The sequence below is a fragment of the Bacillus thuringiensis genome (assembly GCF_022095615.2).
Lineage (GTDB): Bacteria > Bacillota > Bacilli > Bacillales > Bacillaceae_G > Bacillus_A > Bacillus_A cereus_AG.
The window spans coordinates 3549805-3563726 of record NZ_CP155559.1 but is presented as its reverse complement, the minus strand read 5'-3'; the positions used below and the strand labels follow the sequence as shown (position 1 = coordinate 3563726).

Genomic DNA, 13922 nt, shown 5'->3' with positions numbered 1-13922 from the left:
AATGGAGGAATGGAAATGAAAATTTTTGATGCTCATTGTGATGTACTCTTTCAGTTATGGAGTGCACAGGGGAAAAAGGATTTTAAAAACGATCCGCAATTACATATTACATTTGAACAATTAAAGAAAAGAAAAGGGAGTATACAATGTTTTGCTATATATGTGCCAGAAACGGTGCTATATGAAAAACGCTTTGAAGCGGCATTACAAATGGTAGATATTTTTTATAATGAAATTTTATCATTACCGGGTGTGAAGTTTATTCAGACAAAAGATGATATTAACATGTTAAAACAGGACGAGATTGGAGCGATATTAACACTAGAAGGATGCGAAGCAATTGGAAAAGATGCAATGAAATTACGGTTGCTTTATCGTCTAGGAGTACGTTCTTTTGGACTAACATGGAATTATGCCAATTTATTAGCTGATGGTGCGCTAGAGACACGTGGGGCGGGTTTAACGACCTTTGGTGAACATGTTGTACAAGAACTTAATACGTTACATGTATGGACTGATATGTCTCATCTGAATGAAAGAAGCTTTTGGGATGTGATAGAAATTGCAAAAAATCCTATTGCCTCCCATTCAAATTGTATGAAACTTTGTCAGCACCCACGTAATTTAAAAGATGAACAACTTAGAGCTCTTATAAAGCGAAATAGCATGATCGGTGTTACTTTTGTACCACAGTTTCTAACAAGTGAAAAACAAGCGAATATAGCGGATATAGTAAACCATATCGAATATATTTGTTCATTAGGTGGAGAGAAGAATATAGGATTTGGTTCGGATTTTGATGGAATTTTAGAAACAGTTGTAAATGTATCAGCGTATAGAGAATACGAAAATGTAATGAATGAGCTTTGTAAACACTATGCAGCATCTACTGTAGAGCGATTTTTATATGATAATTTTGTTGGACATATAAGCTTTTAAGATTTTTGGTTTAAAAATCCAGAAAAATTAGAATTAATTCATTTGATAGTATTGCTTTTTTTAAGACCTAATACTAGAATGAAAAACAAAATAGCTTTATACTAAAGATTCAGGGAAATCAGAAGAGGCATAATTTGCGTCCGTTGTAGTTTATTTGTATAAAAAATGCTAAACTATTACTGTAAAAAAATACACTACAATGAATGCAGCCAAAAGGGGTGTAGGAGATGATTAGTCAACTTTCATGGAAAGTTGGAGGCCAACAAGGTGAAGGAATTGAAAGTACAGGAGAAATCTTCTGTATTGCATTAAACCGATTAGGATATTACCTATACGGTTACCGCCACTTCTCATCACGTATTAAAGGCGGCCATACAAATAATAAAATTCGTGTAAGTACAACAGAAGTACGCGCGATCTCAGATGATTTAGATATTTTAATTGCTTTTGATCAAGAAACAATTGATTTTAACTTCCACGAACTACGTCCAGGTGGAATTGTAGTTGCGGATGCGAAATTTAATCCAACAATACCTGACAATACAGATGTAAATCTATATGTGATACCGTTTACAGATATTGCTTCAGAATTAGGCACATCATTAATGAAAAACATGGTTGCTGTTGGGGCATCAAGTGCGGTATTAGGATTAGATGAAACAGCTTATTTAGATGTTGTTGAAGAAATCTTTGGTCGTAAAGGAGAGCAAGTTGTTCAAAAGAATATGGACGCTATTAAGCGCGGCTCTCAATATATGAAAGAATTATTAGGTGAGAAAGTAAACATGATGCAGCTTGAAAAAGCTGACGGTAAGAAACGCATGTTTATGATTGGAAACGATGCAATCGCATTTGGTGCGGTAGCTGGTGGTGCTCGCTTTATGTCAGCATATCCAATTACACCTGCATCTGAAATTATGGAATACTTAATTAAAAAATTGCCGAAAGTTGGCGGAACAGTAATCCAAACTGAGGATGAAATCGCAGCTTGTACAATGGCAATTGGTGCAAACTATGCTGGTGTTCGTACATTAACTGCATCTGCTGGTCCGGGTCTATCTTTAATGATGGAAGCGATTGGTTTAGCAGGTATTACAGAAACACCATTAGTAATTGTTGATACACAACGTGGTGGTCCAAGTACAGGATTACCAACGAAACAAGAGCAGTCTGATTTAATGGCGATGATTTACGGTACGCACGGTGAGATTCCAAAAATCGTAATGGCGCCAAGTACAGTTGAAGAAGCTTTCTATGATATTGTAGAAGCATTTAACCTAGCTGAAGAATATCAAGTTCCTGTTATTTTCTTAACAGATTTACAGCTTTCTTTAGGAAAACAAACGGTAGAACCGCTTACGTTAGATAAAGTGGAAATTCGTCGCGGTAAGCTTGATTTAGAAGCGGAATTACCAGAACGTGAAAATAAAGCATACTTCAAGCGTTATGAAGTAACAGAAGATGGCGTTTCACCACGTGTTTTACCTGGTATGAAAAATGGTGTTCACCACGTTACAGGTGTAGAACATGATGAAACTGGTAAACCATCTGAATCAGCAATAAACCGTAAAGATCAAATGGACAAACGTTTCCGTAAAATGGAGAACTTGAAGTTTAATACCCCTGTTTATAAAAATGTTAAGCATGAAGAAGCAGACGTATTGCTTGTTGGATTTAACTCAACTCGTGGTGCGATCGAAGAAGCAATGGAGCGCTTAGAACAAGAGGGTATGAAAGTAAACCATGCTCATGTGCGTTTAATTCACCCATTCCCAACAGCTGAAATCGATCCACTTGTGAAAAATGCGAAGCGTGTTGTAGTGGTAGAAAACAACGCAACAGGTCAGCTTGCTAACATTATGAAAATGAATCTTGGTAATGGTGAGAAAATTTCTAGTCTTTTAAAATATGATGGGAACCCATTCTTGCCGAAAGAGATTTACAACGAATGCAAAAAAGGGGTTGTATTAAATGGCAACATTTAAGGACTTTCGTAACAGTGTAAAACCAAACTGGTGCCCAGGTTGCGGAGACTTCTCGGTGCAAGCTGCAATTCAACGTGCGGCAGCTAACGTTGGCTTAAATCCAGATGAACTTGCTGTTATTTCTGGTATCGGCTGTTCAGGTCGTATTTCAGGTTATATTAATTCATATGGTGTGCATAGTATTCATGGTCGTGCCCTTCCAATTGCACAAGGTGTAAAAATGGCAAATCGTGATTTAACAGTTATCGCATCAGGTGGCGATGGTGATGGATTTGCGATTGGTATGGGACATACAATCCATTCTATTCGTCGTAACATCGACATTACGTACATCGTAATGGATAACCAAATTTACGGATTAACAAAAGGGCAAACTTCACCACGTAGTGAAGCTGGATTTAAAACGAAGAGCACACCACAAGGTTCAATTGAGCCATCACTAAATGTTATGGAAATGGCTTTAACAGCTGGTGCGACATTTGTGGCGCAAAGCTTTTCAAGTGATTTAAAAGAATTAACACAAATTATTGAAGCTGGTATTAACCATAAAGGATTTTCATTAATTAACGTATACAGCCCATGTGTTACTTACAATAAAGTAAATACTTACGATTGGTTTAAAGAGAATTTAACAAAACTAAGTACAGTAGAGGGATATGATCCGTCTAATCGCATGATGGCTATGCAAACGTTAATGGAAAATAACGGATTAGTAACAGGTTTAATTTATCAAAATACAGCGCAACCTTCATACCAAGAACTTGTAAAAGGCTATAGCGAGAAGCCTTTAGTGCAAGCTGATTTAAATATGGATCAGAAAATGTTTGATGAACTTGTTGCTGAATTTATGTAATATAAGAAGAGGAGGTTGCCATGTGGCAACCTTTTTTTATGAGAAAAATATGGGATAGTCTTATTTACTTAGAAAATTCAGAATGGTAAAATAATATATAAATCGTTGTATGGAAATTTCGAGTTCATTGCTTATGAAATGTAAGATTAGACAGAGCCTTTTTCTTGTTAAAATTGGCGCAACGCTTCATACTATGGTAATGTTTATAGGGATAAAGCAATATGCTTTTTGGTAGGACAAAAAGAAGTATGAAAAGGGAATGTCTATTTGTGTGGGGAAGACTTCATTCTTATGAATGATTAGATTGATTACTCAAGTTTCAAAGGACAAGTTATCTCTCAAGCTATCTAACCATTTTTGAGGTGAGTCAAAGCGCATTAAAATGGACTATAGAATGTGTATAGTTAAGGGTGAAAGGAGATTACCGATGAACGAGCAACAACGATTAGCAAGTCAACAAGCAAATTCCTCTACGAAAAAAGAAGAGAAAGATTATAGTAAATACTTTGAAAGTGTATACCAACCACCTTCCTTAAAAGACGCGAAAAAACGAGGGAAAGAAGAAGTTAAAATTGAACGGGATTTTGGCTTACCTGAAGAATTTCGCAATTTTGGTACAGGAAGAAAGTTCTATATTCGTACATATGGTTGTCAAATGAATGAACATGATACGGAAGTAATGGCGGGGATTTTCACCGCACTTGGATATGATCCAACCTTTTCAACTGAAGATGCAGATGTAGTGTTATTAAATACTTGTGCCATTCGTGAAAATGCTGAAAATAAAGTGTTCGGTGAACTAGGTCATTTAAAGTCATTAAAACGAAGAAATCCGGACCTTTTAATTGGTGTATGTGGTTGTATGTCGCAAGAAGAATCTGTTGTAAATAAAATTATGCAAAAAAATCAGCATGTAGATATGGTGTTTGGAACGCATAATATTCATAGATTACCGTACATTCTAAAGGATGCAATGTTTTCGAAGGAGACGGTAGTTGAAGTTTGGTCAAAAGAAGGGGATGTAATTGAAAACCTTCCGAAAGTACGCCGTGGCGATATTAAAGCTTGGGTAAATATTATGTATGGCTGTGATAAGTTCTGTACATATTGTATTGTGCCGTATACACGTGGAAAAGAGCGAAGCAGACGTCCAGAAGACATTATCCAAGAAATCCGCCATTTAGCTGCGAATGGTTATAAAGAAATTACGTTACTTGGACAGAACGTAAATGCATATGGTAAAGACTTTGAAGATTTTGAATACGGACTTGGCGATTTAATGGACGAACTCCGTAAAGTTGATATTGCCCGTATTCGTTTTACAACGAGCCATCCACGCGATTTCGATGATCACTTAATTGAAGTGCTTGGAAAAGGTGGAAACTTAGTAGAACATATTCACTTACCAGTTCAATCTGGAAGCACAGAGATGTTGAAAATTATGGCGCGTAAATATTCACGTGAGCATTATTTAGAGCTTGTAAGAAAAATTAAAGAAGCAATTCCAAACGCGGTATTAACGACTGATATTATCGTCGGTTTCCCAAATGAAACTGATGAGCAATTTGAAGAAACGATGTCGTTATATCGTGAAGTAGGATTTGATACTGCCTTTACCTTTATTTATTCTCCGCGCGAAGGTACACCAGCTGCGAAGATGAAAGATAATGTACCGATGGAAGTGAAGAAAGAACGTCTTCAACGCTTAAATACATTAGTAAATAAATTGGCAGTTGAAAAGAATGATCGTTATAAAGGTCAAATTGTAGAAGTGTTAGTTGATGGGGAAAGTAAAAATAACACGGAAGTACTTGCAGGTTATACTCGTACGAATAAACTTGTAAACTTCGTTGCGCCAAAATCTTTAATTGGTCAGCTAGTGAAAGTAAAAGTAACGGATGCGAAAACTTGGTCTCTTAACGGAGAATTAGTTGAAGAGCCGATTGAGGTGGAATAATAGATGAAAGTATATACGAAAGATGACATTGTTGAGCAAGCGAAAGAATTAGCAAAAATGATTTCTGAAACAGAAGAAGTTGATTTCTTTAAGAAAGCAGAGGCGCAAATTCATAAAAATGAAAATGTAAAGCGCGCAATTGATGAAATTAAAGCACTGCAAAAGCAAGCAGTAAACTTGCAGCATTACGGGAAATGGGAAGCTTTGAAAAAAGTAGAAGCTGAAATTGATGCATTGCAAGATAAGTTGGATAGTATCCCAGTTGTACAAGAATTTAAATCTTCACAAACATATGTAAATGACTTACTACAGCTAGTTGCCAGTACGATTTCTAACAACGTAACAGATGAAATATTAATTTCGACTAATGGTGATGTATTGAAGGGTGAAACGGGCGCAGAGGTAGAAAGTAAAAAAGGAAATTGTGGTTGTTAAAGAGGTGTCGAATTGACATCTCTTTTTTTAGTGGGTTAAACGTAAGTTCTTCTCGAAAAAAGAATGACACATTCCGCTATTGTCACGCATATGATTAAGTGAATAGTGATTGAGGAGGGTTACGAATGTCCGAATTTAGAGAGATTATTACAAAAGCAGTGGTTGGAAAAGGACGTAAGTATACAAAGTCAACGCATACATGTGAATCGAATAATGAGCCAACAAGTATTTTAGGGTGCTGGGTAATTAACCACTCGTACGAAGCAAGAAAGAATGGAAAGCATGTGGAAATTGAAGGTTTCTATGATGTGAACACTTGGTATTCGTTTGATGGTAATACAAAGACAGAAGTTGTAACAGAACGTGTAAACTACACTGATGAAGTGAGTATTGGGTATCGTGATAAAAACTTTTCTGGTGATGATTTAGAAATTATCGCTCGTGTCATTCAGCCACCAAATTGTTTAGAAGCTCTTGTATCACCAAATGGTAATAAAATCGTTGTGACTGTAGAACGTGAATTTGTAACAGAAGTAGTTGGCGAAACGAAAATTTGTGTAAGTGTAAATCCTGAAGGTTGTGTAGAATCAGACGAAGATTTCCAAATCGATGATGATGAGTTTGAAGAATTAGATCCGAACTTTATCGTTGATGCAGAAGAAGAGTAATAGAAAGCTAGGGAGAAGTTCTTCCTAGCTTTTTACTTTACATAAGTAGTGCTTGAATGACCATGATTCCTTATGAAATGTGCTATAATGAAGAAAGACTCCTGAAATAGGAGATATGGATGTCCGTGAAATGTGACATATATGAATATAGATTATTATGTAAGAATTATGGAGGATAAGTATGACGCAATATACGCCTATGATACAGCAATATTTAAAGGTTAAGGCAGACTATCAAGATGCCTTTTTATTTTTCCGATTAGGTGATTTTTATGAAATGTTCTTTGAAGATGCGGTTAAAGCAGCTCATGAACTTGAAATTACATTAACGAGCCGAGATGGTGGTAGTAGTGATCGTATACCGATGTGCGGTGTACCACATCATGCAGCTAAAAATTATATTGAGCAACTTGTTGAAAAAGGATATAAAGTAGCTGTTTGTGAGCAAGTGGAAGATCCAAAAACAGCTAAAGGTGTAGTGCGCCGTGAAGTCGTACAACTCATTACGCCAGGAACGATGATGGAAGGGCGTACGATTGATGAGAAAGAAAATAACTTCTTAGCAGCATTAACACATTTTGAAGATGGATCGTATGCTTTAGCTTGTAATGATTTAACGACTGGACAAAATACAGTAACGTTGTTAACAGGTTCAGTAGAAGATATTTTATTAGAAGTGTATGCAACTGGTTCAAAAGAAATTGTTGTAGATTCTACATTTTCGAAAGATGAATTAAATAAATTAACTGCAACATTAAAAATGACGATTTCGTATGAAGATGCAACAACGATTCCAGAGGGATTAGAACATCTTGTGAAAAACGTTTCGCAAGCAAAGTTAATTAAAGCAGTTGGACGCTTATTTAACTATGTGATAAGAACGCAAAAACGTTCGTTAGATCATTTGCAACCAGTGGAAATTTATTATACAAACCAGTTTATGAAAATTGATGTGCATTCAAAGCGAAATCTAGAGCTGACAGAAACACTTCGAACGAAAGAAAAAACAGGATCATTATTATGGCTATTAGATAAAACGAAAACAGCTATGGGCGGTCGCATGTTAAAACAGTGGATGGAACGTCCACTGATCCAAAAAGAAAAAGTAGAAGAGCGTTTAGAAATGGTTGAAACATTTGTAAATGATTACTTCTTACGTGAAGATTTAAAAGAAAAATTAAAAGAAGTATATGATTTAGAACGTTTAGCAGGGAAAGTTGCATTTGGTAATGTGAATGCACGGGACTTATTACAGTTAAGACGATCTTTACTTCAAGTACCAGCTATTTTAGAAGCGATTAGTTTGTTAGATAATGCTTATGCAGCAAGGTTAATTCAAGGTGCGGATCCATGTGAGAGCTTAACTGAATTACTAGGAAGAAGTATTCAAGAAAACCCACCGCTTTCTATTAAAGATGGAGATATTATTAAAGACGGTTATAATGACAAGCTTGATCAATATCGTTACGTTAGTAAAAATGGAAAAACATGGATCGCTGAGCTTGAAAAACGAGAGCGTGATATTACAGGAGTTAAATCATTAAAAATCGGGTACAACCGTATTTTCGGTTATTACATTGAAGTAACGAAAGCGAACCTTGCAGCATTACCAGAAGGCCGCTATGAGCGTAAACAAACACTTGCTAATGCTGAACGTTTCATAACAGATGAGCTGAAAGAAAAAGAAACGTTAATCTTAGAAGCAGAAGAAAAAATTGTACAACTAGAATACGATTTATTTACAGCGCTTCGTGAAGAAGTAAAAGTATTTATTCCGAAATTACAGCATTTAGCGAAAGTAATTAGTGAATTAGACGTACTGCAAAGTTTCGCGACAGTTAGTGAAGAAGAACAGTTTGTAAAACCTGTTTTAACAACTAAGCGCGAAATCTTTATTAAAGATGGTCGTCATCCTGTCGTTGAAAAAGTATTGAACGGGAAATTGTATGTACCGAATGATTGTATTATGCCGGAGAAGATGGATGTCTTTTTAATTACAGGACCGAATATGTCTGGTAAAAGTACGTATATGAGACAATTAGCACTTGTAACTGTTATGTCGCAAATAGGCTGTTTCGTACCAGCAACAGAAGCGGTATTACCTGTATTTGATCAAATCTTTACGAGAATTGGTGCAGCGGATGATTTAATTTCGGGTCAAAGTACATTTATGGTCGAAATGTTAGAAGCGAAAAATGCAATTGCAAATGCATCAGAAAGAAGTTTAATTTTATTCGATGAAATTGGACGCGGTACATCTACGTATGATGGTATGGCACTTGCACAAGCAATCATTGAACATATTCATGACCAAATTGGGGCGAAAACGTTATTCTCTACGCATTATCATGAATTGACGGTGCTAGAAGAAAGTTTAGGTCAATTGAAGAATGTACACGTTTCAGCTATTGAAGAGAACGGAAAAGTAGTATTCCTTCATAAAATTCAAGATGGAGCAGCTGATAAAAGTTACGGAATTCACGTTGCGCAACTTGCGGAGCTTCCAGATAGCTTAATCGCTCGTGCGAAAGAAGTGTTAGCGCAACTAGAAGGACAAGAAGAAATTATTATTCCAAAGCGTACAGAAGTGAAAGTACAAGAAGTTGCTCCAGAACCTGTAGTTGTAAAAGAAGAACCAGCAGAAATACAAGAGACGAAAGTAGAGACTGAGGAAGAATCGCAATTATCATTCTTTGGTGGAGAACAGTCTTCAAAAAAACAAGACAAGTCAGTTCTAGATGCAAAAGAAACGGCAGTACTTGCGCAAATTAAAAAAATTGATTTACTTGATATGACACCTTTAGAGGCGATGAACGAACTGTATCGCTTGCAGAAAAAGTTAAAGAAAGGATGAGTAAGTAGATGGGGAAAATTCGCAAACTCGATGACCAACTCTCTAACTTAATTGCGGCAGGGGAAGTAGTAGAGCGCCCTGCCTCAGTCGTAAAAGAACTTGTGGAAAATTCTATCGATGCGAATAGTACATCTATTGAAATCCACTTAGAAGAAGCTGGTTTATCGAAAATTCGCATCATTGATAATGGAGATGGCATTGCAGAAGAAGATTGTATCGTCGCTTTTGAACGACATGCGACGAGCAAAATTAAAGATGAAAACGATCTGTTTCGCATCAGAACACTCGGTTTCCGTGGTGAGGCATTGCCGAGTATTGCCTCAGTTAGTGAATTAGAATTAATCACTAGCACAGGTGATGCGCCTGGTACACACCTTATGATTAAAGGTGGAGACATTATAAAGCAGGAGAAAACAGCGAGCAGAAAAGGAACAGATATTACAGTACAAAACTTATTCTTTAATACACCAGCGCGTCTTAAATATATGAAAACCATTCATACAGAGCTTGGGAATATTACAGATATCGTGTATCGTATCGCAATGTCACATCCAGAAGTATCGTTAAAGCTGTTTCATAATGAAAAGAAATTGCTTCACACATCAGGAAATGGTGATGTAAGACAAGTACTTGCGTCGATTTACAGTATTCAAGTTGCGAAGAAGCTTATTCCAATTGAAGCTGAATCTTTAGATTTCACAATTAAAGGTTATGTAACATTACCAGAAGTAACGAGAGCATCTCGAAATTATATGTCAACGATCGTGAATGGCCGTTACGTTCGAAATTTCGTATTAATGAAAGCCATTCAGCAAGGATACCATACATTATTGCCAATCGGACGATATCCAATCGGCTTCCTATCGATTGAAATGGATCCAATGCTTGTTGACGTTAACGTACATCCAGCAAAATTAGAAGTTCGTTTTAGTAAAGAACAAGAATTGCTAAAGCTTATCGAAGAAACATTGCAAGCGGCATTCAAAAAAATACAGCTCATTCCAGATGCAGGTGTAACAACGAAGAAAAAAGAAAAAGATGAAAGTGTGCAAGAACAATTCCAGTTTGAGCATGCGAAGCCGAAAGAGTCATCTATGCCGGATATCGTTTTACCGACGGGCATGGATGAAAAACAAGAAGAATCACTGGCTGTGAAACAACCAGCACAACTGTGGCAACCACCGAAGCAAGAATGGCAACCACCACAGTCGCCAGTAAGAGAAGAGCAAAGTTGGCAGCCATCCTCTAAGCCGATAATCGAAGAACCGATTCGAGAAGAAAAATCTTGGAATAATAACGAAGAGGACTTTGAATTAGAGGAATTGGAAGAAGAAGTTCGAGAAATAAAAGAGATTGAAATGAACGGTAATGATTTACCACCGCTTTATCCAATTGGACAAATGCATGGAACATATATTTTCGCCCAAAACGATAAAGGCTTATATATGATTGATCAACATGCCGCGCAGGAACGTATCAATTATGAATACTTCCGTGATAAAGTAGGGAGAGTAGCGCAAGAAGTACAAGAACTGCTTGTACCGTACCGTATTGACTTATCTCTTACTGAATTTTTACGTGTCGAAGAGCAACTAGAAGAACTGAAAAAAGTTGGCCTATTCTTAGAACAATTCGGCCATCAATCCTTTATCGTCCGCTCGCATCCAACGTGGTTCCCGAAAGGGCAAGAAACAGAAATTATCGACGAAATGATGGAACAAGTCGTCAAACTAAAAAAAGTTGATATTAAAAAGTTACGTGAAGAAGCAGCTATCATGATGAGCTGTAAAGCATCCATTAAAGCAAATCAATATTTAACGAACGATCAAATATTTGCTTTACTGGAAGAACTACGTACAACAACAAACCCATACACATGCCCGCACGGAAGACCGATTCTTGTACATCATTCTACTTATGAGTTGGAGAAGATGTTTAAGAGGGTTATGTAGGGATACTGTTCATAGAGAAAAAAGGGTTTCTTGTTATTTTAATAAAATATAGAGAGAAATAAAAAGGAGCGATAGTAACAAGTCGCTCCTTTTTAATATAATTCTTTTGTAACTATATATAAAAAATTATTTATAAACTAGAAATAACCTTTTTGTAATTTATATGTGCTTTCTCATTTTCTTTGTAAGGAAAGAGGTTTTTAATTTACAGATTTATCAGAATTATGTAAAGTGTAGATAAAACTATAAAAAGGGGTGTTCTTTATGTGTACTAGTTTGACATTACAGACAAAAAATGGTCAGCATCTTTTTGCAAGAACGATGGACTTCACATTAGATTTGAATCAAGAAGTACTAATCATTCCTCGACATTACCAGTGGAATAATATAACTGGTGAAATCATTAATACGAAACATGCTACGGTCGGAATGGGGATTAATCATCAAGGACGGATCATTATGGCGGACGGAGTAAATGAAGCAGGTATGACATGTGCAACACTCTATTTTCCAGGATTCGCTACTTATAGTCAAAGCATAGATGACAACAAAACGAATTTGGCCCCATTTGATTTTGTGACGTGGAGTCTGACACAATTCAATTCTGTCAAAGAGTTAAAGAAATCTGTAGATAGCCTTACCTTTTTGGATATACCATTACCGGATTTAGGACTTACGCCACCACTCCATTGGATTTTAGCGGATAAATGGGGAGATTGCATTGTACTGGAGCCGACAAATGAAGGATTAAAAATGTATGACAACCCACTAGGAGTGATGACGAATAGTCCGGAGTTTAATTGGCATTTGCAAAATTTAAGACAATATATTGGCCTTAAATCGCAGCCATTCGCGCCAACTGAGTGGAGTAACTTACCATTAAGTGCTGTTGGTCAGGGTTCAGGCTCAATGGGACTTCCAGGGGATTTCACCCCGCCATCAAGGTTTGTGCGGGCAGCATATGGCAAACAAAACATTCAAGGTATAGATAGTGAAGAAGAGGGAGTATCGGCCCTATTTCATATCTTATCAAATTGCGAGGTTCCTAAAGGTGGAGTAATAACAGAAGAAGGTGCATTAGATAATACCATTTATACAAGCGTCATGTGTATGGAGTCCGGAACATATTATTATCATACCTACGATTGTAGACAAATTATAGCCATTCATTTATTCCATGAAAATTTAGATACAGATGAGATTAAAGCCTATCCATTCCAACGGAAACAAAAAATGTTTTATGAAAACTAAGTAGCTTTGAAACAACGTTTAGTAAATTTTTAAATATATATAATAGAGCCATAATGCCTATATCATTCTTGGGTGCTTCTTTAACTGTGTGATTCATCAATCTACTCCTTTCTTCAATGACTCCAACGAGTAAAATTTTGCTGGCAGGAGCATTGGCCAAGGATCAGTGAAGGTGGACTTTATTGCCTAATGTATTCGAATAGTATTATCATGAATATCTCTGAAAACGCTAAGAAACTTATTGTTCCATTAAACTAGCTTTTATTGCTTCTAGAAGGCCCGTTAAAGTGATATTAGGTAAAATTTATAAATAGTAAAGAACAAAAAAGGTATGGAAAATATCCATACCTTTTTTGTTCTTCCATTATCTATGTATAAAAAAGCGCTGTATATCAGCACTTTTTAAAAGTACATGAGTTGTATAAGAAAGATTTATATATTACCTATAACTATGCAAGGTCTAATATAGATTCTTATTTGTTCAATTGTGATAAAAGTCTATAAGGTTATTTGTTTTTATTATTATTAATTTTTTCCGTATATAACACCTGTTCTTTATAGTGTTTTTTAATTGGGAAAGTATGTGTACCTGAGCCGTTTTTGTATGTTTTATTGATGGGGTTTTTTAGAGGGATTGTTGTAGTTTCAGTAAATTCATATGGGTAGTTTATTTTAGATTTATCTTCAAACATGAAAATGCCTCCTTTTAGGATTTCCTGAATTCTTTACTATAACATGATATGCATATAGATTTTTTTTGGACTAGTTATTTATAGAGGTTAATGGAATTAAATTACGTAACTACTGAAATATTTTAAAGGAAAATAATGTGAGAAATATATGATAATGCTTCTTTTATTTATTAGAGAAGGAAATATTGCATATATATTCGTTATAAATTGTTTTTATAATATGATTTATATAGGCTTTTCCTGATAATATAATGAGGGGGATTATAGTGTTATTAGGTTATTAGGAACATTTAATGCTGTTTCACAACTGAAAGGAAAATGAAAAAAAACTGAAAC

General features: G+C 35.9%; 10 protein-coding genes. 9 read left to right on the top strand and 1 reads right to left on the bottom strand.

Annotated features, from left to right (window positions below):
* Nucleotides 1–15: 15 nt before the first annotated feature.
* The 9 genes from KZZ19_RS18355 (at nt 16) to KZZ19_RS18315 (ending at nt 12894) form a co-directional block, all read left to right on the top strand.
* A complete protein-coding gene (locus KZZ19_RS18355) occupies nt 16–939 on the top strand; it encodes a dipeptidase (RefSeq protein WP_237979308.1) in 924 nt (307 codons plus the stop codon).
* A gap of 227 nt (nt 940–1166) precedes the next feature.
* Nucleotides 1167–2924 (top strand): 2-oxoacid:acceptor oxidoreductase subunit alpha, encoded by a 1758-nt coding sequence (locus KZZ19_RS18350; RefSeq protein WP_000625413.1) that lies wholly within the window; start codon nt 1167–1169, stop codon nt 2922–2924.
* Entirely contained in the window at nt 2911–3777 is an 867-nt protein-coding gene (locus KZZ19_RS18345; protein ID WP_000190158.1) for a 2-oxoacid:ferredoxin oxidoreductase subunit beta, read from the top strand. Before KZZ19_RS18350 ends, KZZ19_RS18345 begins: the two co-directional genes overlap by 14 nt.
* Nucleotides 3778–4204: 427 nt before the next feature.
* Complete coding sequence (gene miaB, locus KZZ19_RS18340; protein ID WP_237979306.1) at nt 4205–5734, top strand: tRNA (N6-isopentenyl adenosine(37)-C2)-methylthiotransferase MiaB; 1530 nt, start codon at nt 4205–4207, stop codon at nt 5732–5734.
* Between the two features lie 3 nt (nt 5735–5737).
* Entirely contained in the window at nt 5738–6169 is a 432-nt protein-coding gene (locus tag KZZ19_RS18335) for a RicAFT regulatory complex protein RicA family protein (RefSeq protein WP_000870464.1), read from the top strand.
* Nucleotides 6170–6294: 125 nt separating this feature from the next.
* Nucleotides 6295–6837 carry an outer spore coat protein CotE gene (gene cotE, locus KZZ19_RS18330; RefSeq protein WP_001288800.1) on the top strand — a complete coding sequence of 181 codons (543 nt, stop codon included), beginning with the start codon at nt 6295–6297 and terminating at the stop codon, nt 6835–6837.
* Between the two features lie 181 nt (nt 6838–7018).
* Entirely contained in the window at nt 7019–9691 is a 2673-nt protein-coding gene (gene mutS, locus KZZ19_RS18325) for a DNA mismatch repair protein MutS (RefSeq protein ID WP_237979304.1), read from the top strand.
* 8 nt (nt 9692–9699) lie between these two features.
* Complete coding sequence (gene mutL / locus KZZ19_RS18320; protein WP_237979302.1) at nt 9700–11643, top strand: DNA mismatch repair endonuclease MutL; 1944 nt, start codon at nt 9700–9702, stop codon at nt 11641–11643.
* Between the two features lie 264 nt (nt 11644–11907).
* Complete coding sequence (locus KZZ19_RS18315; RefSeq protein WP_237979301.1) at nt 11908–12894, top strand: choloylglycine hydrolase family protein; 987 nt, start codon at nt 11908–11910, stop codon at nt 12892–12894.
* A gap of 506 nt (nt 12895–13400) precedes the next feature.
* Here the strand turns inward: KZZ19_RS18315 and KZZ19_RS18310 are convergent.
* Nucleotides 13401–13586, bottom strand: coding sequence for a hypothetical protein (locus KZZ19_RS18310; protein WP_000461131.1), 186 nt, complete (start codon nt 13584–13586; stop codon nt 13401–13403).
* Nucleotides 13587–13922: the final 336 nt, after the last annotated feature.